20 protein-coding genes are annotated in these 23,639 nt (G+C 53.4%); 10 read left to right on the forward strand and 10 right to left on the reverse strand.

Annotated features, from left to right (window positions below; translation table 11 throughout):
• The first annotated feature begins 17 nt into the window (after window positions 1–17).
• On the forward strand, window positions 18–1,451 hold the full coding sequence (locus tag ABK821_RS02835; protein ID WP_343177943.1) for an anion permease: 1,434 nt from the start codon (window positions 18–20) through the stop codon (window positions 1,449–1,451).
• A gap of 137 nt (window positions 1,452–1,588) precedes the next feature.
• On the opposite strand, the gene ABK821_RS02840 is transcribed toward ABK821_RS02835, so the two are convergent.
• The 7 genes from ABK821_RS02840 to citS form a co-directional block, all read right to left on the reverse strand.
• Window positions 1,589–1,897: a hypothetical protein gene (locus ABK821_RS02840; protein ID WP_343177942.1), complete on the reverse strand. Its 309-nt coding sequence runs from the start codon at window positions 1,895–1,897 to the stop codon at window positions 1,589–1,591.
• Complete coding sequence (locus tag ABK821_RS02845) at window positions 1,872–2,570, reverse strand: response regulator (protein WP_138361888.1); 699 nt, start codon at window positions 2,568–2,570, stop codon at window positions 1,872–1,874. The genes ABK821_RS02840 and ABK821_RS02845 overlap by 26 nt, the downstream gene beginning before the upstream one ends.
• Entirely contained in the window at window positions 2,563–4,191 is a 1,629-nt protein-coding gene (locus ABK821_RS02850) for a sensor histidine kinase (RefSeq protein WP_138362054.1), read from the reverse strand. Before ABK821_RS02850 ends, ABK821_RS02845 begins: the two co-directional genes overlap by 8 nt.
• 215 nt (window positions 4,192–4,406) lie before the next feature.
• Complete coding sequence (locus ABK821_RS02855; RefSeq protein ID WP_138361889.1) at window positions 4,407–5,708, reverse strand: oxaloacetate decarboxylase subunit beta; 1,302 nt, start codon at window positions 5,706–5,708, stop codon at window positions 4,407–4,409.
• A 12-nt stretch (window positions 5,709–5,720) separates the two neighbouring features.
• Window positions 5,721–7,490: a sodium-extruding oxaloacetate decarboxylase subunit alpha gene (gene oadA / locus ABK821_RS02860; RefSeq protein ID WP_343177941.1), complete on the reverse strand. Its 1,770-nt coding sequence runs from the start codon at window positions 7,488–7,490 to the stop codon at window positions 5,721–5,723.
• Between the two features lie 15 nt (window positions 7,491–7,505).
• Window positions 7,506–7,757 carry an oxaloacetate decarboxylase subunit gamma gene (locus tag ABK821_RS02865; RefSeq protein ID WP_138361891.1) on the reverse strand — a complete coding sequence of 84 codons (252 nt, stop codon included), beginning with the start codon at window positions 7,755–7,757 and terminating at the stop codon, window positions 7,506–7,508.
• Between the two features lie 160 nt (window positions 7,758–7,917).
• Window positions 7,918–9,258 carry a citrate/sodium symporter CitS gene (gene citS, locus ABK821_RS02870; RefSeq protein ID WP_138361892.1) on the reverse strand — a complete coding sequence of 447 codons (1,341 nt, stop codon included), beginning with the start codon at window positions 9,256–9,258 and terminating at the stop codon, window positions 7,918–7,920.
• A gap of 277 nt (window positions 9,259–9,535) precedes the next feature.
• On the opposite strand from citS, the gene citC reads away from it, so the two are divergent.
• From citC to carB, 8 genes are all read left to right on the forward strand, one after another.
• Complete coding sequence (gene citC / locus ABK821_RS02875; RefSeq protein WP_138361893.1) at window positions 9,536–10,564, forward strand: [citrate (pro-3S)-lyase] ligase; 1,029 nt, start codon at window positions 9,536–9,538, stop codon at window positions 10,562–10,564.
• A gap of 30 nt (window positions 10,565–10,594) precedes the next feature.
• Window positions 10,595–10,888, forward strand: a complete 294-nt coding sequence (gene citD / locus ABK821_RS02880) for a citrate lyase acyl carrier protein (RefSeq protein ID WP_138361894.1) — start codon at window positions 10,595–10,597, stop codon at window positions 10,886–10,888.
• Entirely contained in the window at window positions 10,885–11,754 is an 870-nt protein-coding gene (gene citE / locus ABK821_RS02885; RefSeq protein ID WP_138361895.1) for a citrate (pro-3S)-lyase subunit beta, read from the forward strand. The genes citD and citE overlap by 4 nt, the downstream gene beginning before the upstream one ends.
• Before the next feature lie 10 nt (window positions 11,755–11,764).
• Entirely contained in the window at window positions 11,765–13,291 is a 1,527-nt protein-coding gene (gene citF, locus ABK821_RS02890) for a citrate lyase subunit alpha (RefSeq protein ID WP_138361896.1), read from the forward strand.
• Window positions 13,292–13,326: 35 nt separating this feature from the next.
• Window positions 13,327–14,220: a triphosphoribosyl-dephospho-CoA synthase CitG gene (citG, locus tag ABK821_RS02895; protein ID WP_374043498.1), complete on the forward strand. Its 894-nt coding sequence runs from the start codon at window positions 13,327–13,329 to the stop codon at window positions 14,218–14,220.
• A 251-nt stretch (window positions 14,221–14,471) separates the two neighbouring features.
• Window positions 14,472–15,293 (forward strand): 4-hydroxy-tetrahydrodipicolinate reductase, encoded by an 822-nt coding sequence (dapB, locus tag ABK821_RS02900; protein WP_142503033.1) that lies wholly within the window; start codon window positions 14,472–14,474, stop codon window positions 15,291–15,293.
• 457 nt (window positions 15,294–15,750) lie between these two features.
• A complete protein-coding gene (carA, locus tag ABK821_RS02905; protein WP_138361899.1) occupies window positions 15,751–16,899 on the forward strand; it encodes a glutamine-hydrolyzing carbamoyl-phosphate synthase small subunit in 1,149 nt (382 codons plus the stop codon).
• 159 nt (window positions 16,900–17,058) lie between these two features.
• Complete coding sequence (gene carB / locus ABK821_RS02910) at window positions 17,059–20,283, forward strand: carbamoyl-phosphate synthase large subunit (RefSeq protein ID WP_138361900.1); 3,225 nt, start codon at window positions 17,059–17,061, stop codon at window positions 20,281–20,283.
• Between the two features lie 223 nt (window positions 20,284–20,506).
• On the opposite strand, the gene ABK821_RS02915 is transcribed toward carB, so the two are convergent.
• From ABK821_RS02915 to idnO, 3 genes are read right to left on the reverse strand one after another with little or no spacing between them, the layout of a single operon-like run.
• Window positions 20,507–20,974, reverse strand: a complete 468-nt coding sequence (locus ABK821_RS02915; RefSeq protein ID WP_343177940.1) for a YhcH/YjgK/YiaL family protein — start codon at window positions 20,972–20,974, stop codon at window positions 20,507–20,509.
• Window positions 20,971–21,501 carry a gluconokinase gene (locus tag ABK821_RS02920; protein WP_138361902.1) on the reverse strand — a complete coding sequence of 177 codons (531 nt, stop codon included), beginning with the start codon at window positions 21,499–21,501 and terminating at the stop codon, window positions 20,971–20,973. Before ABK821_RS02920 ends, ABK821_RS02915 begins: the two co-directional genes overlap by 4 nt.
• An 18-nt stretch (window positions 21,502–21,519) precedes the next feature.
• Window positions 21,520–22,284: a gluconate 5-dehydrogenase gene (gene idnO / locus ABK821_RS02925; RefSeq protein ID WP_138361903.1), complete on the reverse strand. Its 765-nt coding sequence runs from the start codon at window positions 22,282–22,284 to the stop codon at window positions 21,520–21,522.
• A gap of 288 nt (window positions 22,285–22,572) precedes the next feature.
• Between idnO and ABK821_RS02930 the strand changes: the two genes are divergently transcribed.
• On the forward strand, window positions 22,573–23,565 hold the full coding sequence (locus tag ABK821_RS02930; RefSeq protein WP_138361904.1) for a LacI family DNA-binding transcriptional regulator: 993 nt from the start codon (window positions 22,573–22,575) through the stop codon (window positions 23,563–23,565).
• Window positions 23,566–23,639 lie beyond the last annotated feature (74 nt).

Below are 23,639 nucleotides of genomic sequence, written 5' to 3' on the forward strand. Positions count from 1 at the left end.
GCAGGTAAGGAATAAAAATGCAAAAGAATACGTTATGGAAATTACTTGTTATAATAGCAATACCGTTGCTCATAAGTTTATTTCCGGCACCCGCAGAGTTATCACAACTTGCCTGGATATTATCCGGTATATATCTGGCAGCCATTGTTGGTTTAGTTATTAAACCTTTTTCTGAACCTGTCGTGTTACTGATAGCTGTTGCTGCATCAATGGCGATTGTCGGTAATTTAGGGGACGGAACTGTAAAAGCCGTTAGCGTATTAAGTGGATATTCATCCGGTACAACCTGGTTAGTTTTTTCCGCATTTACACTAAGTGCGGCATTTGTCATTACCGGATTAGGTAAAAGAATTGCTTATATTCTTATTGGCAAGATTGGCAGTACGACTTTGGGGCTTGGCTATGTTACTGCTTTTCTTGACCTGATTCTGGCTCCAGCCACGCCTTCGAATACTGCTCGTGCTGGCGGTATAGTATTACCCATTATCAATAGTGTCGCCGTCGCTCTTGGATCAGAGCCTGAGCAGAGCGCAAAGCGAGTTGGCCATTATCTCATGTTGAATGTCTATATGGTTACTAAAACAACCAGTTATATGTTTTTCACCGCCATGGCCGGAAATATACTTGCGCTGAAAATGATCGAGGATATTTGCCACATAAAATTGAGCTGGGGAGGATGGGCGCTGGCTGCGGGATTACCTGGCGTCATCATGTTACTATTAACGCCACTGATTACCTACAAGCTTTATCCACCTGAACTGAAGATCGTAGATAATAAAAAGATCGCTAAAACAGGTATCGAATTGTTGGGGCCAATGACGTTACGCGAAAAGATGCTGTCTTGTATTTTTGTTCTCGCCCTGGCTGGCTGGGTATTTAGTAAGCCACTGGGGATCAACGCGTCAACCGTTGCAATCTGTGTCATGGCGTTGATGCTGGTGTTGAGAATCGTTACCTGGGATGACGTGATTAAAAATAAGGGAGGATGGAATACGCTCATATGGTACGGTGGCATCATTGGCTTAAGTTCACTGCTATCCAGGGTCGGTTTTTTCTTATGGCTGGCTGATTTATTAAAAAATAATATATCATTTAACGGTCACGGTAATTTAGCCTTTATTGTTATTATTGCATTAAGTATTTTGGTGCGTTATTTCTTTGCATCGGGAAGTGCTTATGTTGTAGCGATGATTCCAGTATTTGCTATGCTGGCGAATGTTTCAGGCGCACCGGTGATGCTAACAGCACTCGCCTTACTCTTCAGCAACTCTTATGGCGGTATGGTAACCCACTATGGCGGTGCGGCAGGGCCGGTTATTTTTGGCGCTGGCTACAATGATATCAAATCATGGTGGATTATCGGCGGAATATTAACGTTTCTTACCTTTCTTCTTCAAATTACATTTGGGGTATGGTGGTGGAGAATATTAATGAACTGGGGGATGATTTGAATGGTCATTGAAAAAATAGATACCCGTCATATTTCAAGTTGTCGGACAAAACGCTTGACCATGTTGAACAGCATTCGCGCTGGTGACGAAAAAGGGAGGTCAAAGGCCGATTCCTGCCCAGGCGTGAGGCGCTGCGGCTAATTGCTGAAGGCCGTCGGGCGTGTTTGGCGCGCAACGGCAGGAACGTTGCTCCGTTCGATAATCTGCACGAACAGGACCAGAGGAGGAAGTAAGCTCAGATTCATTTGTACTTCCAGAACAAATGAATCTGAGCTCAGGCCGAGATGCGAATCAGCAACATCAAGCTTTCGCCAAAACCGGCCAAAAACGAATGCCACGCAGATAAACGAGACAGCATAAAACCTCAGGCGTGTACTTAACTCACTGCCATAGCCCAATAAACAGGGGCTCGCCTGATGTTTAAGTGGGGTCAGAATGTTTACCATGATATATCCGTTCCGGTCTGCCGACTTTACCGTAGCTGATTTCAGCCTCAAGAAAATCGTTTTTAACCCCTTGTTCCAGGTAACGGCGGGCGGTGGTTTTACTGCTGCCGAGAATACGGGCCAGTGAGTCGGCGGTGTGGACTGTCTCCGGGTCAGCAAACAGCTGCAGAACTCGGTTGAAAGTGCTTTCGTCAATGCCGCGTAGCGGGGAACCGGCGGCTTCGGTATGTTCTTTGGCCTGAATATTGAAAAGAGCGTCAACGTGGGTCTGGCTGGCCTGTTCGCTGGAACGCAGGGAACTGCGGTAACGGGCAAAACGCTCAAGCGTATGCTGCAAGCGCTGATAGTGAACCGGCTTAATCAGATAATCAAAAACCCCCATCCGCAATGCTTCGCTGATGGTATCCATGTGGTTATCGGCGGTGATGAAAATGATACGCCCTTTATAATTAATCGAGACGGCGTGGCGGATCAAATCGAGGCCTTTGCCATCGGGTAAGAAATTATCCAGCAGGATCAACTGCGGTTGATAGAGACGGAGCTGTTTTTTTGCGCTTTCAAGTTTATCCGCGATACCAATGACTTCGAACTGAGGGAATTGTTTGATGGTATCCACCAGAATTTCCGCCAGCATAGGTTCGTCTTCAACGATGAGGGTTGTTATGCTATCCATGATGTTCATCTCGGGTCAGGGGGATATAGAGGGAAAAAATTGTGCCAAAGGGGATATTGTCATCAATGACGATATGGCCGCCAGCCTGCGCAACGTAGCTACGCACCAGCCATAATCCGATGCCGTGATCGCTGCTGTCGCTGCTGGTGACGCCGCGCTCAAAAATGCGATCGCGCAGCGCCTCGTCAATACCGCACCCTTGATCGGCGATTTCGATGATGACTTCACTGCCTTCACTGTTGATCAGGCACTCAATCTGTCTTGAACCTTCCGGCTGACGTAACGTGGCATTGTAAGCATTGTCCAGCAGATTCCCGACAATCGAGATCCACTCATTGTGCGAAAGTGATGGGGGTAACGTATCGACATAGCAGCCGGGGTCGAACACCAGTTCTAAGCCAAGTTCCTTAGCACGGTAGTATTTGCCAATCAGCAGCCCGGCAAGATGATTAACTTTAAAATTACGCGCAATAAAATCGAGGACTTTCTGGTGTCTCTCCGACTGTTGTTGAATCAGATCCAGCGCGTTATCGTAGCGTTTCAAAAACAGCAAACCGGCAATGGTGGATATCAGGTTGCGATGTTCATGCTGCACGGCGCGCAGGTTATCCGCATATTGCTGGACCTGACTAAGCTGTAGACTCAGGGTATTAATATCATCTTTGCTGCGAAAGCTAATCACCCAACCCTGAGGTTCATTATTGAGGGTCACGGCCATCCGGCTGGCGATGACTTTAATTTGATTAAAAGTAACGATTTCGTCTTTCTTATTTGTTTGCGGCGCATCATAGAAAAAGTTTTCCTGGGAAATCACGCTGCTGATGCATTTACCTATCAGACTTGTTTCCGCCTGGCTCAGGTTTAATAGCCGTCGTGCGGTTTGATTGATGGCGGTAATGTTGTAATGTGAGTCGATTGCAATCAGCCCTTCAAATACTGATTCAAACAGCACGCTCTGCTGGATAAGCAGTTGTGAAAGCTGTTGCGGCTCCATATTCAGCATCTGTTTTTTTATATGCAGGGAGAAGCGTCGGGCGCAATAAAGCAGCAGGAGAAGCATGATCGCCATGGGGATCATCAATGAACCGATCTGCAGACTCAACCAGTTTTCCAGCTGTTCAATGGTGTATCCCACAGAGACGATGCCAATCACTTTTCCGGTGCTGTCCTGGATCGGCGACTTACCGCGTAATGAAGAACCCAGCGAGCCTTTACGTACCGAAACATAGCTTTTGGCGTTAGACAGCGCTTCGTCGTTGTCGCCGCCTTTCATATATCTGCCGATTTCATCAGGATTAACGTGATAGAGACGCAGGCCGTTTACATCGCCGACGGTGATATAGGTGGCATCAGAAAAGGAGCGCATTGGGTCGATAAGTTTTTTAATTCGCGCCAGATCGTGCTTTTCCACCGCTTCAACCAGCTCAGGCATGGCGGATATTTGCATTGCCTGAATCAGCGCGCGCTGTCCGACCTGATAATGCAGGCGCTCTTTTGTAATACTGGTGAGATACCATGACATGGCCAGCATCACGATGGTTGAGGTAAACAGGATCAACAGAAAGATGCGGTTCTGGAATGAACGGCGGGCAAACCAGTGCGTGATTTTTCGGCTAATCATTGGGCGAATGGACATCAAATGGTCATGTTCTCCTTTTTAGTGGCTGACAACGCCGAATCGGCCCACAGTTTTGCTGATTTCGGAAGATATTTAGCTTGCAATACGATATTTTCGTATCCCCGGGATGCGGCACCGGCGTCAGACCCGGATCATCCGAACGCACGGAGCCGCACCCCGGACAGGTGCGCAGCACCGCCGCCTGGATACGTACCGAACTACATTGCCATCACGTACTTGAGCATCACGCCAGCGGCAATAGCCGAGCCAATCACTCCGGCCACATTCGGCCCCATTGCGTGCATCAGCAGAAAATTCTGCGCATCCGCTTCCAGCCCCACCTTGTTCGATACTCTCGCCGCCATTGGTACTGCGGAGACGCCGGCCGAGCCTATCAGTGGATTTATCGGATGCTTGCTGAACTTATTGAGTAATTTCGCCATCAAGACCCCAGCCGCGGTTCCGACGCAGAAGGCCATCACCCCCAGAACCAGAATACCCAGCGTCTGCGGTTGCAGGAACTTGTCCGCCACCAGCTTGGCGCCAACGGATAATCCGAGAAAAATAGTGACGATATTAATCAGTGCGTTCTGCACCGTATCGCTCAGACGTTCCACCACGCCGCTTTCGCGCATCAGATTGCCGAAGCAGAACATCCCCAGCAGCGGGGCGGCGTCCGGTAACAGCAGCGCCACCAGCAGTAACAGCACCACCGGGAAGAGGATCTTTTCCCGCTTGCTTACTGTGCGCAATTGCATCATGCGGATTTTCCGTTCCTTTGTCGTGGTCAGCGCCTTCATAATTGGCGGTTGGATCAGCGGCACCAGCGCCATATACGAATACGCTGCTACCGCGATAGCCCCGAGCAACTCCGGCGCCAGCTTGCTGGCGAGATAAATTGCGGTCGGGCCATCCGCGCCGCCGATAATGCCTATCGCCGCCGCCTGCGGCAGCGTGAAGTTGATAAAGCCAAGATAATTCAGCGTCAGCGCGCCGAGTACGGTGGCAAAGATACCGAACTGCGCCGCCGCCCCCAGCAGTAGGGTGCGCGGATTGGCCAGCAGCGGACCGAAATCGGTCATCGCCCCCACGCCCATAAAAATGACCAGCGGGGCGACGCCAGAGCCTATCGCCACCTGATAAAACAGCGCCAGCACGCCCGGCGTGTAGCCCATATCGGTCGCCAACGCTTCTGTTTGTTGTTGCACTGATGGTATGGCCAGTGCGAATGCCTCCTTAATGGCGTGGACATCCGGTATGCAGTTGAGCTTTGCGGCAATCACTGCTAGCTGTCCGGCATCGTGGTGCGCCAGCAGGTTTTCCAGGGCGGTTAGCGCCAGCCCGGCCTCCGGGATGTTGGACAACAGGCCGCCGAAGCCAATCGGCAGCAGCAGTAACGGCTCGAACTTTTTCGCGATGGCCAGCCACAGCAGCAGCAGACTCACCAGCAGCATGATGGCCTGCCCGAAGCCGAGGTGCATCAGCCCCATGCCCTGAATCAGGGCGTTCAGACTTTCCATGGTTCCTGTTCCTTACGCCAGCATCATCAGGGTGTCGCCCACGGAGACCGCATCGCCGGCTTTCACCGTAATACCGCGAACGATCCCGGCCTGCGGCGCGCGGATTTCGGTTTCCATTTTCATGGCTTCCAGAATCAGCAGTACGTCACCTTCCGCGACCGTCTGGCCTTCGTTGGCGATGACTTTCCAGATATTGCCCGCCAGCGGTGCCGTGACCGGTGCGCCGGTTCCTGTCGGCGCTGGCGCGTTGGTTGTCGGTACCGGCGCAGAAGGGGGACTGAGCTGGCTGATGTCGCCGCCGTCGCTGACCTTCACCACAAAGGCTTTCCCCTCTACTTCTACGGTATAGATGCCGGACGCTGCGGGCTTGTCGGCTTTCGCGGCAGGCTGCGCGGTTTCCGCCTGCGGTTCCGGCTCAAAGGCCGATGGATTGTTACGGTTCTCAAGGAACTTCAGGCCGATCTGCGGAAACAGGGCCACGGTGAGCACGTCGTCGATAGCATTCTCCGCCAGCACGATGCCCTGCATTTGCGCCTGTTGCTTCACATCCATTTCCAGCTGTACCAGCTCCGGTTTGAGCAGATCCGCCGGGCGACAGGTGATAGCCTCTGCGCCATCCAGTACCCTTGCCTGTAATGCGGCGTTAACCGGTACCGGGGTGTGGCCGTATTCCCCTTTCAGAATCCCCGCAGTCTCTTTGGCGATGGTTTTATAGCGCTCCCCGGTCAATACGTTGAGCACCGCCTGGGTACCGACAATCTGTGAGGTGGGGGTGACCAGCGGAATAAAACCGAGATCCTCGCGCACGCGGGGGATTTCCGCCAGCACGTCGTCCAGCCGGTCGGCGGCATTTTGTTGCTTTAGCTGGCTTTCCAGATTGGTGAGCATCCCGCCCGGCACCTGAGCGACCAGAATACGGCTGTCATAGCCTTTCAACTGGCCTTCAAAGGCGTGATATTTTTTGCGCACTTCGCGGAAGTATGCCGCAATGCTTTCCAGCTTGTTGATATCCAGTCCGGTGTCATACTGCGTTCCGGCAAGGGTGGCGACCAGGGCTTCAGTGGCCGGATGACCGTAGGTGGCGCTCATGGAGGAGATCGCCGTATCCACGCCGTCAACACCGGCTTCAATGGCCTTCAGCAGGGTCATTTCCGCTATTCCGGTGGTGGCGTGGCAGTGTAAATGCAGGCGCACATCGTGGCGTTTTTTGATTTCACTCACCAGTTCAAAGGCGGCGGACGGCGTCAGGATACCGGACATATCCTTGATGGCGATGGAGTCAACCCCGGCTTCCAGCAGCTGTTCGGTCAGATCCAGCCAGGTTTGCAGCGTGTGCACCGGGCTGGTGGTATAGGAAAGCGTTCCCTGAGCATGCGCGCCGTGGTTGTGCACCGCCTGCAGCGCCGTTTTCATATTGCGCGGATCGTTCATGGCGTCGAATACGCGGAACACATCCATGCCGTTTTTGACGGCACGTTCGACAAAACGCTCCACCACGTCATCAGCATAGTGGCGGTAGCCGAGCAGATTTTGCCCGCGCAGCAGCATCTGCAGCGGCGTTTTCGGCATGGCTTTTTTTAGCTCACGCAGGCGAACCCAGGGGTCTTCGCCCAGAAAGCGGATACAGGCGTCATAGGTGGCGCCGCCCCAGCATTCGAGTGAGCCGTAGCCCACATCATCAAGCTGAGCAGCGATAGGCAGCATATCGTCAAGACGCAGGCGGGTGGCGAAAAGGGACTGGTGGGCGTCGCGCAGGACGACATCGGTAATGGCAACGGTCATGGATTCCTCTGTGAATTAGGGGTTAAGGCGACGATGGTGGTGAATAGCGGCGACAATCACCGGCTTGAGGCGGGTGAAGTCGTCAGTGTCTGGCGCGGCAGATGTCGGGGCCGTTCCCTGGGCGTGAACCGGTTCGGGAAAGAAACGGTTCACGGCGATGGACATGCCCTGGATGGCGAAAATCAGCAGCAACAGAAACGTCAGCACAAAACCCATACCAAGAAACATCAGGGTGAAACCTTCACCCAGCAGAACTGCATTACTCATGAAATAGTCCAAAAATAAGGGCACGATGGCGTGTCTGAAGATGAATCCGTTGGTGCTTCTGGCTAAGGAGCAGGGTGGATTTCCCGGAGCCGCCCCTGGCTCAGGGCCCTGATTTGCACCACCGTGATTTATGCCCAGATAGCGCCATCGTGCGTATTGGTTACATCATCATGCCGAACACGATGCTGGCGATGACCAGTACAATACCGCCGCCCAAACGGGAGGATATTTGGGCATAAGAGATAAGATTCATACGGTTGCAGGCAGAGAGAACTTCCAGGTCGCCGGAACCGCCGCGGTTAGCCATACACAAACCGGCGGTAATTGCTGATTCAATCGGGAAGAAGCCAATCAGCCAGCCGCCGACAGCGGCCCCAACGACGGCACCGACGACAATCACCGCGGCAATGATGACGTTGGCGAAAGTAATGGCGTCAATAATTTCTTGCAGGTCGGTGTAGCATACGCCCACGCCAACCATCAGCACCCATAGCAGCTGTTTAGAGAAGAAGTCAGACAGACGTTTAGCGCCGGCTTTGATTTCCGGCGAGCAGAGGCCGGAGGCGTTCAGCGCGGCGACAATCAGTACCATCCAGGCGAAATAGTGGATGGACACGCCGCCAATACTCGGCAGAATTTTTTTGGCGAGAACGTAAGCCAGCAGGAAGCAGGTCGTGGAGAGCACCAGGCCGACAGCCGTTTCACGATGGGTGATTTCACCGGCTTTTTCGTCATCTTCCACTTTGAATGAGGCTTTACGCACCAGTTCGCCTTCACCGCTCATTGCCGGATATTTTTTGCCAATAATATTGAGCAGCGCGGCAAACACGATGGCAAAGATATTGGCGATAGTCAGAATGGCAATTGCCGTTGAGTAGTACTCTTCACGGGAACGACCGGTAATAGAGTGATAAATTTCAGACAGTGGAACCGCGCCTGCGCCGTTGCCGCCGCCCATGATCGGCAGCACGTACAGCATCATGATACGATCCACAGGAATGCCGAAGCACAGACCAATAAGCATACCGAATATTGATGCGCCGAGGATCCCCATTAAGATGGTCGGAATATAACCCAGCAGGGATTTAAGTAGCAGTTTGCGGTTAACCGACAGGATTGCGCCGGTTATCAACACTGCGATGAATAAGTTCAGGAAATTCGTTTTTTTCATCACATTGGTGATGGCATCAATTTCTTTTTGTGTGAAAATTCCGGCATACACAAAATATGCGGCAACCAGAAAGATCATCACCGGCGCACCGCCAATATATTTATTAAATATGGGTAAGCGTTTACCAATTTCACCGAAAATGGCGCCAATAATAAACATCACCGCGAAGCCACCGACAACGTCGGTCGGTAATGCGTTATAAAAATGTGAAAGAAGTAAAGTAATTAATGCTAACGCGTAAAGCGGAAGTGGCATACCGAAGATTTTAAATCCCAGTATATCGTTAACGCTCTTTTTCTCCGTCTCCGGAACCTGGCTCATGTTAGTCATAAGACGTCACCCTGTTATAATAAGGAATAATGCCGTTAGAAAAGTAATAATAGGACGGTGGCATAATAATAAATCCGTCCCCGGTGGATATGTGATTATCTTCACTGATTAGCGGTGTTTTTTATTAATTTAATTGTTTTTATTCTTCTGAATTAATTAACAACATAAAAGCCATAAAGCCAATTAAGGTACGAAAGAAAGTGTGACTTAAATAAAAGAACCACTCTGGGAACAGTGGCGAAATACAGTCCGTTTTTGGTCAATGAAGCGCTAAAAAATGAATCTGATATTAAAACGTGTCGCGGTACAAAAAGATCCGCAGCGGCGAGAGAGCATCGATCTCTTTCTTCATCAACATCAGCTCTCGTTAGAAGCCGATTGCGAAATTGTGATTGTTGCGGAGTATCAACGTCGCATTGTCGGGTGTGGCGCGATTGCCGGATGTGTTCTGAAGTGTATTGCCGTCGAACCGTCACTGCAGGGAGAAGGGGTGAGCCTGAAGCTGTTGACCGAACTGATGACTCAGGCGTATGAACTGGGGCGCAGCGAACTGTTTTTGTTCACCAAACCCTCCAATGCCGCGCTATTTTCCTGCGCTGGATTCTGGCCGATAGCCCAGGCAGGTGAGCAGGCCGTTTTAATGGAAAATAGCTGTGAGCGTCTGGCCCGTTATTGCCGTCAGCTTATGATGTATCGCCAGCCTGGGGAAAAAATTGGCGCTATTGTGATGAATGCCAATCCCTTCACCTTAGGACACCGCTGGCTGGTTGAGCAGGCCGCTCATCAGTGCGACTGGCTGCATCTGTTTGTGGTGAAGGAGGACGCTTCACTTTTCAGCTATCAGGATCGTTTCGCGCTCATTGAGCAGGGGATCGCCGGGATCGCCAACGTAACTTTGCATCCGGGATCGGCTTATTTGATTTCGAGAGCCACTTTCCCTGGTTATTTCCTCAAAGACAACGGCGCGGTTGACGATTGCCACAGCCAGATCGATCTACAACTCTTTCGCCAACATTTAGCTCCGGCGCTACAGATCACCCACCGCTTTGTCGGCAGCGAGCCACTGTGTCCCCTGACCCGTAATTACAACTTGCGCATGCGGCAACTGCTGGAAGCGCCCGGTGATACGCCTGCCATTAAGGTCGTCGAACTGCAGCGGGTTGAGAAGGATGGCGGACCGATTTCCGCTTCCCGCGTGCGCACGCTCTATCAGCAACGCAAGTGGTCAACGATCGCCTCACTGGTTCCGCCGGGAACACTCTCTTTTCTGAAGCATCTGGCGGAAAGCGAGCAGCAAACCGCCTGATTTTACCTCCATAACTAAGGATCTGCCTCTATGGAAATAATGATTGATGCCCTGGCCGGCACGCTGGAGTCCAGCGATGTCATGGTCAGGATCGGGCCTGCCGATGCGCCAGGTATTCAGCTTGAAATAGACAGCGTGGTGAAGCAGCAGTTTGGTGCCGCGATCGAACAGGTGGTCAGAGAGACGCTGGCGAAGCTTGGCGTCACCCGGGCAAATGTGATCGTCGATGATAAAGGCGCGCTCGAATGTGTACTGAAGGCGCGCGTCCAGGCCGCGGCGCTGCGTGCTGCGCAACAATCTCAACTGCAATGGAGCCAGTTATGAAACCTCGTCGCAGTATGCTGTTTATCCCGGGCGCCAACGCCGCAATGTTAAGCACCTCTTTTGTTTACGGCGCAGATGCGGTGATGTTTGACCTCGAAGATGCGGTGTCGCTACGTGAAAAAGATACCGCTCGCCTGCTGGTACACCATGCGTTGCAGCATCCGTTGTATCAGGACGTGGAAACCGTGGTGCGTATTAATCCGCTCAACACACCGTTTGGCCTCGCTGACCTTGAGGCCGTCGTGCGCGCGGGCGTGGATATGGTTCGTTTGCCGAAGACCGACAGTAAAGAAGATATCCATGAACTGGAAGCGCACGTCGAGCGCATTGAGCGTGAGTGTGGCCGGGAAGTCGGCAGTACCCGGTTAATGGCGGCGATTGAGTCGGCGTTGGGGGTGGTGAATGCGGTCGAGATCGCCCGTTCCAGTCCGCGTCTGGCGGCAATTGCGCTGGCGGCCTTCGACTACGTGATGGATATGGGCACCTGCCGGGGCGATGGCAGCGAGCTGTTTTACGCTCGCTGCGCGGTGCTGCATGCCGCCCGCGTCACCGGTATCGCGGCCTATGATGTGGTGTGGTCGGATATTAATAATGAAGAAGGTTTCCTTGCGGAAGCCAGCATGGCGAAAAACCTCGGTTTTAACGGCAAATCGCTGATCAACCCACGTCAGATTGAGCTGCTGCATCAGGTTTATGCCCCAACGCTTAAAGACGTCGAGCATGCGCGGGATGTTATCGCGGCGGCGGAAGAGGCGGAAGCGCGTGGTCTGGGCGTGGTATCGCTAAACGGCAAGATGATAGATGGGCCGATTATTGCTCATGCGCGCAAAGTTGTGGCGCTATCGGCGTCCGGCATTCGGGATTAAGGAGAAAATCATGAAAGAGACCGTGGCAATGCTTAATCAGCAGTACGTCATGCCGGAAGGATTAGCGCCCTATGTGGGCGTGACGGCGAAAAGTCCGTGGTTATCCAGTGAAAGTGAAAAACGGCATCGTAAAGTTTGTGACTCGCTGGAGGAAGCGATCCGCCGCTCCGGGCTGACAGACGGTATGACCATCTCCTTTCACCACGCTTTTCGCGGTGGCGATAAGGTGGTCAATATGGTGGTGGAGAAGCTGGCGGAGATGGGATTTCGCGATCTCACGCTGGCGTCCAGTTCGCTTATTGACGCACACTGGCCGCTGATTGAGCATATTAAAAACGGCGTAATTCGTCAGATTTACACCTCTGGCCTGCGCGGTAAGCTGGGCGAAGAGATCTCTGCGGGTCTGATGGAAAATCCGGTACAAATCCACTCTCACGGCGGGCGGGCGTATCTGGTACAGAGTGGAGAACTGAGTATTGATGTCGCGTTCCTCGGGGTGCCGTGCTGCGATGAGTTCGGGAACGCCAATGGTTTTAGCGGGAAATCACGTTGCGGATCGCTGGGTTACGCCAGGGTGGATGCCGAGGCTGCAAAATGCGTGGTGTTGCTGACCGAAAAATGGGTGGATTATCCGAACTATCCGGCCAGTATCGCTCAGGATCAGGTGGATTTGATTGCCCAGGTTGAGGAAGTGGGCGATCCGGCGAAAATCACCGCCGGGGCGATTCGCCTGACCAGCAATCCGCGCGAGTTATTGATTGCTCGCCAGACCGCAAAAATTATCGAACATTCCGGCTACTTCAAAGACGGCTTCTCTCTTCAGACCGGTACCGGCGGCGCATCTCTGGCGGTCACGCGTTTTCTGGAAGACAAAATGCGCCGTAATAACATTACTGCCAGCTTTGGCCTGGGTGGGATCACCGGCACGATGGTCGATCTGCATGAAAAAGGATTAATTAAAGCGTTATTGGATACCCAGTCTTTTGATGGCGATGCCGCACGTTCGTTGGCGAATAACCCGAATCATATCGAGATTTCCGCTAACCAGTACGCCAATCCCGGCGCGAAAGGCGCTTCCTGCGAACGCCTGAACGTGGTGGTGCTGAGCGCGCTGGAAATCGATACCGGGTTTAATGTGAACGTGATGACCGGCTCTAACGGCGTGCTGCGTGGGGCATCCGGCGGCCACAGCGATACCGCGGCCGGTGCTGACTTAACCATTATTACCGCGCCGCTGGTGCGCGGGCGCATTCCTTGCGTGGTGGAAAACGTCCTGACTCGCGTCACGCCGGGCGCCAGCGTCGACGTGCTGGTGACCGACCACGGTATCGCCGTAAATCCGGCGCGCCAGGATCTGATCGATAACCTGCGTAATGCCGGTATTCCGCTGATGACCATCGAAGCGCTACAGCAGCGCGCTGAGCTTTTGACCGGCAAACCGGCGCCGATCGCATTTACCGATCGCGTTGTTGCCGTGGTGCGCTATCGCGATGGGTCGGTGATTGATGTGATTCATCAGGTTAAAACCGCCCGCTAAACGCGTCGAGGAGATGAGGCATGAGCGAAGTGATGATGAGCCAGCATCGCCAGTCGCGTCGTCAAACAGTCACGGCAGAGGATATTGTTTCTCGCGTGGAGCGGGCGCTGCTGACTGAAGTTCGCCTGACGCCGAAGCCAGGGCTGGTGGATATTTGTAACACCGGCGCGCATCAGGATATGGATCTGGCCTCGTTTGAGGCCAGTACGGCGGTTGTCGCCCCGTGGATGGAGAAGTTTTTCATCATGGGTCACGATACCGCGAATATCGTGTCAGATCAGGTATTGATGATGCTGCGTCCAGTGGGTATGGCCTGCGAAACGGATATGCTGGAGGCGACTGGCGGGGTGAACACACATCGCGGCGCGATCTTCGCTTTTGGTCTGCTCAGCGCGGCGATTGGAAGACTGGTTGCCTGGAGGGAACCGGTTGAGCAACATCGGGTCTGCGATCAGGTCGCCAGATTCTGTCGTGGCCTGGTGGGGCGCGAGCTTTCCGCCTGTGAAGGAAAAAAGGTGAGTAAGGGGGAAGGGCATTTTCTGCGTTACGGACTGTCTGGTGCCAGAGGTGAGGCGGAAAGTGGCTTTCGTACCGTGCGCACTCAGGCGATGCCGGTATTTAATCGCGTGATGGCAGAGACCGGAGACACCAATCTGGCGCTGCTGCAGACTTTACTCCATCTGATGGCCTGGAATGACGATACCAATCTGGTTTCTCGCGGTGGCCTGGAGGGCCTTAACTTTGTCCAGCAGCAGGCGCAAAGACTGCTGTGGGAAGGTGGGGTACTGGCTGATGGCGGGCTTGAATCGTTGCGCCAACTGGATGATGAACTGATCGCTCGTCATCTTAGCCCCGGCGGTAGCGCCGATCTGCTGGCGGTCACCTGGTTCCTGTATGGTTTTCCTGCCGGTGAACTGTACCTGCACTGATTGCTCGCTTTTATACTGTTGATTGAGCCCGGATAGGCCTGTCTGCTGACCGATCCGGGCTTTTCAGACTCGACCAGACTCATCCTTTCCGGTTGCCAGCCCGCCGATTCCCGGCACAATCTTATAGTTTTTACTGATATCAGCGGCAGTTTGTCATAAATTTCTAATTATCGGCGTTTTTGAGTAGCGGCGCAGCGATGGGCTGGTTACTCTGAAAACAATTTACGTAGTATTAACAAAAGAGAATAGCTATGCATGATGCACAAATCCGCGTGGCCATCGCGGGGGCGGGCGGCCGGATGGGACGCCAGTTAATTCAGGCGGTACAGCAAATGGAAGGGGCGGTACTTGGCGCCGCGCTGGAGCGAGAAGGTTCCTCGCTGATCGGCAGCGATGCGGGAGAACTGGCGGGCACGGGTAAGTCAGGGGTCGTGGTGCAAAGCCACCTTGAGGCGGTCAAAGATGATTTCGACGTCCTCATCGATTTTACCCGTCCGGAAGGTACGCTGAACCATCTCGCTTTTTGCCGTGAGCACGGCAAAGGGATGGTTATTGGCACGACGGGTTTTGATGATGCCGGAAAGCAGGCGATTAGTGACGCGGCGCAGGAGATTGCCATCGTGTTTGCCGCCAACTTTAGCGTCGGCGTCAACGTGATGTTAAAGCTGCTGGAAAAGGCGGCGAAAGTGATGGGCGACTACACCGATATTGAGATTATCGAAGCGCACCATCGCCACAAAGTGGATGCGCCATCGGGCACTGCGCTGGCGATGGGTGAGGCGATTGCTGGCGCACTGAATAAAGATCTGAAAGCGTGCGCGGTATACAGTCGTGAAGGCTATACCGGTGAACGGGTACCCGGTACGATTGGCTTCGCCACCGTGCGCGCCGGGGATATCGTTGGCGAACATACGGCGATGTTTGCCGATATTGGCGAACGCATCGAAATCAGCCACAAAGCCTCCAGCAGAATGACTTTTGCTAATGGTGCCGTCCGCTCTGCATTATGGCTAAAAGGCAAGAAAAATGGTCTTTTCGATATGCGTGATGTGCTTGAGTTAAACAGTTTATAACGATTATTACCCATCGTGATGTGGTTATTGTGATCAATAAGTAATTGATTGCAAGGGGCAATATCTTGTTGCCCTTTTTATTTTTCGTCGTTTTTTATTGTATTTACAACGAAGTAAGAGAAATTTGATGTTTTATTCGTATTTTTTGTGGCTTCGTTGTGAATTTTGACCAGTTGGTCTGTTTTTTTACTCTCGCAGGATTGATTTCACAATCACCTGGCTCCGCAAGCGTTTTCCCTGGTCAGTTAGTTGATCTTTTTGCCCGTTAAAGCCGGTATTTCTGAATAGTCGCCTGAAATAAGGTTAAAAATATCCGCTTTAAGTTGACTTTTACCTGCCTTCTCTCCAGAATGCCGCCGTTTGCCAAAATTCTGCGGGCAACAGATTTGCATTGATTCAGATCTATATTATGAATTAATATGCAAATAAAGTGAGTGGATATTCTTTGGAGGGTGTTTTGATTAAGTCAGCGCTATTGGTTCTGGAAGACGGAACCCAGTTTCACGGTCGGGCCATAGGGGCAACAGGTTCGGCGGTTGGGGAAGTCGTTTTCAATACTTCAATGACCGGTTATCAAGAAATCCTCACTGATCCTTCCTATTCCCGCCAAATCGTTACTCTAACTTATCCCCATATCGGCAACGTCGGCACCAATGCCGCCGATGAAGAGTCTTCGCAGGTGCATGCGCAAGGCCTGGTGATTCGCGACCTGCCGCTGATTGCCAGTAACTTCCGCAATACCGAAGACCTCTCTTCTTATCTGAAGCGCCATAATATTGTGGCGATTGCCGATATCGATACCCGCAAGCTGACGCGCCTGCTGCGTGAAAAAGGCGCGCAGAACGGCTGCATTATCGCGGGTGATAACCCGGATGCGGCACTGGCGCTGGAAAAAGCGAAAGCGTTTCCGGGGCTGAACGGGATGGACCTGGCGAAGGAAGTAACCACCGCAGAAACCTATAACTGGACCCAGGGGAGCTGGACGCTGGAGGGTGATTTACCGGAAGCTAAAGCCGAAAGCGATCTGCCTTTCCACGTCGTGGCCTATGATTTCGGCGCCAAACGCAATATTTTGCGCATGCTGGTGGATCGCGGCTGCCGCCTGACGGTGGTTCCGGCGAAGACCTCCGCCGAAGAGGTGCTGAAGATGAACCCGGACGGTATCTTCCTCTCTAACGGCCCTGGCGATCCGGCGCCGTGCGATTACGCTATCGAGGCGATTCAGGCATTCCTCGAAACCGATATTCCGGTTTTCGGCATCTGCCTCGGCCATCAGTTGCTGGCGCTGGCCAGCGGCGCGAAAACCATCAAAATGAAGTTCGGCCACCACGGCGGTAACCATCCGGTTAAAGATATCGATAATAATACCGTGATGATTACGGCGCAGAACCACGGTTTTGCGGTGGATGAAGCTTCTATGCCTGCCAATCTGCGCGTGACGCACAAATCGCTGTTCGATGGCACTCTGCAAGGGATTCATCGCACCGATAAACCGGCGTTCAGCTTCCAGGGGCACCCGGAGGCGAGCCCAGGCCCGCATGATGCCGCGCCATTGTTCGACCACTTTATCGAGTTAATTGAGCTCTACCGTCAGTCCGCGAAATAATCAGAACCTGTTTATGTTCTGCTGTGCTCGGGAATACGGCGTTAAAAATTTGTTCAAAATGCTCATTTACGTTTTGTAAACTGCGCTTTCTCACAAATTTTTTCCTTGTCTGCCCATCGCTCGCGACGACCATAAACAGGTTCTTCGGAGAAGAAAGCAATGCCAAAACGTACAGACATAAAAAGTATCCTGATTCTGGGTGCGGGCCCGATTGTTATCGGCCAGGCGTGTGAGTTTGACTACTCCGGTGCCCAGGCGTGTAAGGCGCTGCGTGAAGAGGGGTATCGCGTAATACTCGTGAACTCTAACCCGGCGACCATCATGACCGACCCGGAAATGGCCGATGCGACCTACATCGAGCCGATTCACTGGGAAGTGGTGCGTAAAATTATTGAGAAAGAGCGCCCGGATGCGGTGCTGCCGACGATGGGCGGTCAGACGGCGCTGAACTGCGCGCTGGAGCTGGAGCGTCAGGGCGTGCTGGCTGAGTTCGGCGTGACCATGATTGGCGCCACCGCCGATGCGATTGATAAAGCTGAAGACCGCCGCCGTTTTGACGTGGCGATGAAGAAAATCGGCCTCGACACTGCCCGCTCCGGTATTGCGCATACGATGGAAGAGGCGCTGGCGGTTGCCGCTGACGTCGGTTATCCGTGCATTATCCGTCCCTCCTTTACGATGGGCGGCACCGGCGGCGGTATTGCCTACAACCGCGAAGAGTTTGAAGAGATCTGCGCCCGCGGGCTGGATCTTTCTCCGACCAACGAGCTGCTGATTGATGAGTCGCTGATTGGCTGGAAAGAGTACGAAATGGAAGTGGTGCGTGATAAGAATGACAACTGCATCATCGTCTGTTCCATTGAGAACTTTGACGCGATGGGCATTCACACGGGTGACTCCATCACCGTCGCGCCAGCCCAGACGCTGACGGACAAAGAGTACCAAATCATGCGTAACGCCTCGATGGCGGTACTGCGTGAAATCGGCGTGGAAACCGGCGGTTCCAACGTTCAGTTTGCGGTGAACCCGAAAAACGGTCGTCTGATTGTCATCGAAATGAACCCGCGCGTCTCCCGTTCCTCGGCGCTGGCGTCAAAAGCCACCGGCTTCCCGATTGCCAAAGTGGCGGCGAAACTGGCGGTGGGTTACACCCTCGACGAACTGATGAACGACATCACCGGTGGCCGCACTCCGGCATCGTTCGAACCGTCCATCGATTACGTTGTGACCAAAATTCCTCGCTTCAACTTTGAAAAATTCGCCGGCAGCAATGATCGTCTGACCACCCAGATGAAGTCGGTCGGCGAAGTGATGGCGATTGGCCGCACTCAGCAGGAGTCCTTACAGAAAGCGCTGCGCGGTCTGGAAGTCGGGGCGACCGGTTTCGACCCGAAAGTGAGCCTGGATGACCCGGAAGCGCTGACCAAAATTCGTCGCGAATTAAAAGACGCCGGCGCTGAGCGCATCTGGTACATCGCGGACGCTTTCCGCGCCGGTCTGTCCGTTGATGGCGTGTTCAACCTGACCAATATCGATCGCTGGTTCCTGGTACAGATTGAAGAGCTGGTACGCCTGGAAGAGAAAGTGGCTGCAGTCGGTATTACCGGCCTTGATGCGGACTTCCTGCGTCAGCTTAAGCGTAAAGGCTTTGCCGATGCGCGTCTGGCGAAGCTGGCGGGCGTGCGCGAAGCGGAAATCCGCAAACTGCGCGACCAGTACGATCTGCACCCGGTTTACAAGCGTGTGGATACCTGTGCGGCGGAATTCGCTACCGATACCGCCTACATGTACTCCACTTATGAAGATGAATGTGAAGCGAACCCATCCGTTGACCGGGATAAAATTATGGTCCTCGGCGGCGGCCCGAACCGTATCGGTCAGGGTATTGAGTTTGACTACTGCTGCGTACACGCCTCACTGGCGCTGCGCGAAGACGGCTACGAGACCATTATGGTCAACTGTAACCCGGAAACCGTTTCTACCGACTACGACACCTCTGACCGCCTCTACTTCGAACCGGTGACGCTGGAAGATGTGCTGGAAATCGTGCGTATCGAGAAGCCGAAAGGCGTTATCGTCCAGTACGGCGGCCAGACGCCGCTGAAGCTGGCGCGCGCGCTGGAAGCGGCTGGCGTGCCGGTTATCGGCACCAGCCCGGATGCGATTGACCGCGCGGAAGACCGTGAGCGCTTCCAGCATGCGGTTGACCGCCTGAAACTGAAACAACCGGCTAACGCCACCGTGACGGCGATTGAGCAGGCCGTTGAGAAGGCGAAAGAGATTGGCTACCCGCTGGTGGTGCGTCCGTCCTACGTTCTCGGTGGCCGGGCGATGGAAATTGTCTATGATGAAATCGACCTGCGTCGCTACTTCCAGACCGCCGTCAGCGTCTCCAACGATGCGCCTGTGCTGCTGGACCGTTTCCTTGACGATGCGGTGGAAGTGGATGTGGACGCCATCTGCGACGGCGAAATGGTGCTGATTGGCGGTATCATGGAGCATATCGAGCAGGCGGGCGTCCACTCCGGCGACTCCGCCTGTTCGCTGCCCGCCTACACCCTGAGCCAGGAGATTCAGGATGTGATGCGCGAGCAGGTGCAGAAGCTGGCGTTTGAGCTGCAGGTGCGCGGTCTGATGAACGTACAGTTCGCGGTCAAAAACAACGAAGTTTATCTGATTGAAGTCAACCCGCGTGCGGCGCGTACCGTGCCGTTCGTCTCCAAAGCCACCGGCGTGCCGCTGGCGAAAGTGGCGGCGCGCGTGATGGCGGGCAAATCGCTGGCCGAGCAGGGCGTGACGAAAGAAATTATCCCACCGTACTACTCGGTGAAAGAGGTGGTGCTGCCGTTTAACAAGTTCCCTGGCGTTGACCCGCTGTTAGGGCCGGAAATGCGCTCTACCGGTGAAGTGATGGGCGTAGGCCGCACCTTCGCGGAGGCGTTCGCTAAGGCGCAACTGGGCAGTAACTCAACGATGAAGAAATCGGGCCGTGCGCTGCTCTCCGTGCGCGAAGGCGACAAAGAGCGCGTGGTGGATCTGGCGGCGAAACTGCTGAAGTTTGGTTTTGAACTGGATGCAACTCACGGCACGGCGATTGTGCTGGGCGAAGCCGGTATCAACCCGCGTCTGGTGAACAAAGTGCATGAAGGTCGTCCGCATATTCAGGATCGCATCAAGAATGGCGAATACACCTACATTATCAACACCACCGCAGGTCGTCAGGCGATTGAAGACTCCAAGCTGATTCGCCGCAGTGCGCTACAGTACAAAGTACACTATGACACTACGCTGAACGGCGGGTTCGCCACCACGATGGCGCTGAATGCCAACGCAATGGAGAAGGTGACATCGGTACAGGAAATGCACGCGCAAATTAAAAAGTAAGGTAATTTGTTGATAAAAGCGCCTCCGGTGGTCGACGCCGGAGGCGCTTTTTTTGTTGCGGCAAGATCCTGCGCATTATCATGAGGCGTAAAGTGTCGCCATACGTTTGGGCACCGACAGGCGTGGAACGACCGAAACCTATGCCTGGATGCTCAACTGATAGATGAGCAGGATATCTAAACGCTATCTATGGGCTCGCTGGAATTGCTGCGAGGCCGATTCATTAAAGCAAGGCGTGGTCTATTTTGACAATAATCTTGCGCAGCGGGGCGCCCGTATCCATGGCGGACATTGGCCGGTGCAGCTCTCCGGGGAACAGAATCGCCAGTTCCTCGGGGTACAGATGAATCAGCGTTTCGCTGCTGATTTTCTGACAGAACCCAATATCATGCGTCGTATTAAACGGGCCATCTTCTACGATCTCCAGACCCTGATTACCGGCACCGATAATCTCCTCGCCTTTCAGTACAATATGAATATCTATGTACTGATGATGATATTCTGGGCGCTGTTCCACCAGCGGTTTCGTCCTGCCTTCAACGACGGTAAAAAACAGATTATCGCCATCAATGGTGTATTTCCCCGGTGGCAGTGTCTGTGGATCCTGCTGCAATACCGCCTGTAACGCTTTGCGGATAACCGGTGGGTAAACGTTATTTTTGGCGGCGGCGGTTAAGGTATCAATAATCATGCCGGGATCCCCTGTCGTTGATGATGGTTGAGTAGCGTGATGGAATGCGCCACGATGTCCGGGACATCGGGCGTGATATCGACGGCTAAAACATCGCTTTCGCTGGCGTCCGGCGTCTCCAGGGTGGCGAACTGGCTGCGCAACAAGGCCTCTGGCATAAAGTGGCCCTTACGCGTCTGCATACGCTGCAAAATGCAGTCATAGTCGCCGGTCAGCCACAGGAAGCGCAAATGGGGGTTGCCCTCGCGCAGCTGGTTGCGGTAGCGCTTTTTCAGCGCTGAGCACACCAGTACGCCGGACTCGTTCTTCTGTCCAAGGCTGAAAATCACATCGCCGATGCGCTCCAGCCACGGCTGGCGATCGTCATCATCAAGCGGCTGGCTGGCGGCCATTTTGACGATATTTTTCCGCGGATGCAGATCGTCACCATCGATAAATTTTGCGCCAAGCGCCTGGGCTAAGGCCTGACCGACGGTGGTTTTGCCGGTCCCGGAGACGCCCATTAAAATAATGCATTGCCCTGCCATAGTGAGTGAACTCCTTGTTCAGACGGCGACAAGCATGCCGCCATCGACGAACAGCAGGTGACCGTTAACGAAATCCGAGGCTTTGGATGATAAGAATACCGCTGCGCCAACCAGCTCCTGCGGGTCACCCCAGCGGGCGGCGGGGGTACGTTTGCATAGCCAGTCGGTGAAGGCTTGATCGTCAACCAGCGCCTTTGTCATCGCCGTTTTAAAGTAACCCGGCGCGATACCGTTGACCTGGATGTTGTAGCGCGCCAGCTCGACGCACATCCCGCGGGTTAACATCTTCACCGCGCCTTTCGCCGCAGCATATGGGGTGATCGTGTCGCGTCCCAGTTCGCTCTGCATCGAACAGATATTGACGATTTTTCCCTGCTGGCGGCTAATCATGCGTTTAGCAACGGCCTGGGAAACGAGAAATACGGCGGTTTGGTTTACCGAAATAACGTCATTCCATTCCTGTACCGGAAACTCGGTAAACGGATGACGGCGCTGAATTCCGGCATTATTAAATAAGACATCAATTGCGCCGGTTTCATTTTCAATTTGATTAATCGCGTTTTCTACGGAATCGGCATCGGTAACATTAAATACCGCAGCATGCGCGGTAGCACCTTCATCGCGTAATTTCATTACCGCATCATCAGCGCGCGATGCTGAAATATCGTTAATAATAATTTCCGCACCATATTGCGCAAGGCCCTGCGCCATGACAAAGCCAATCCCTTGTCCTGCGCCAGTAATTAAAATACGTTTGCCTTGTAAGCTGAAAAGATCTTTCATCTTGATGTCCTGATTAACGGCTGAATATAAATGATGTTGCGCCCGGTAATTCTGATTTGATAAAAAACGTAACCGGAATAACCTGTGCTCTATCTCACGGATTTTTGTTGGGTAAAACTGTGATGAAGATCACTCAAAACGGTGTTACCAAAAGGGGTTACGCTAAACGTGAAGCGGGATGGAAATTACCGTAGCTCAGCAGGTTAACACGGGAGCCGTAAGATTCTCTTTTTAACCAGTGACAGGCATAATGGCCTGATGCAGTGGATGTATTTGACGGGTCGATAAATGAAAGTACAACGCATTACGCTCAATGATATTGCAGCGCTGGCAGGCGTAACCAAGATGACCGTCAGCCGCTATTTACGTACGCCGGACAAGGTCAAGCCGGAAACGGCAGAGCGTATCGCCAGCGTTATTGCCGAAATCGGCTACGAACCGGACCCTGATAATCCGGCGATGATTAGCGTTGCCGTTCCGCGTATTGGCGTGCTTATTCCCTCCTTTCATAATCAAATTTTTGCCGATCTGCTGGCCGGGATTGAGTCGGTCACCGCTACCCACGGTTATCAGACGCTGGTGGTGAATTACGACTATGACCGTCAGCGTGAAGAGGAGCAGATTGCCGCTGTGTTAGCCTTTAACGTCAAAGGCCTGCTGCTAACCGAGTCGGTCCATACGTTGCGGGCGGATAAATACCTCAATGCGGCAAAGATTCCCGTGGCCGAGGTGATGGGGCTGACGGATAACGTCGGGCGCATTAATGTCGGCTTTGATAACTTCAACGCCGGATTCGATATGACCAATATGCTGCTGGCGAGCGGTAAGCGGCGGGTAATCTATTTTGGTTCGATGTCCGACGTGCGAGATGAGCAGCGCTATGCCGGTTACTGTCAGGCGATGACCAATGCTGGATTGCCGCAGGGACGTATCGCGCCGAACAAAGTGTCGTCGGTGTCGATAGGAACCGGGATGATGACCCTCGCTCGTCAGATGTACGCAGATATGGATGCGATTCTTTGTACCAATGACGATCTTGCCGTTGGCGTGTTACAGGAGTGCCTGGCTTCCGGTATCAATGTGCCGCAGGAACTGGCGATTGCCGGTTTTCATGGTCTGGAGATCGGGCAGATCGTCTCCCCGCGTCTTGCCAGCGTACTGACGCCACGCTTTGAAATGGGTAAAGTCGCAACGGAAATTTTAATTAAGAAAATCAAAGGACTGCCCACGATTGAGAAAGTCGATCTGCATTATCGCTTGTCGATGGGGGAAACGATTTAACTCTGCCTGACCGTTAATGGCGCGGTGTTAGCGGAACGTTAACGTATTTTCCGCTGTCATGCCGCTGCAGGCCG

It is taken from the genome of Klebsiella sp. KE9456, from assembly GCF_043832615.1.
GTDB lineage: Bacteria > Pseudomonadota > Gammaproteobacteria > Enterobacterales > Enterobacteriaceae > Klebsiella > Klebsiella indica.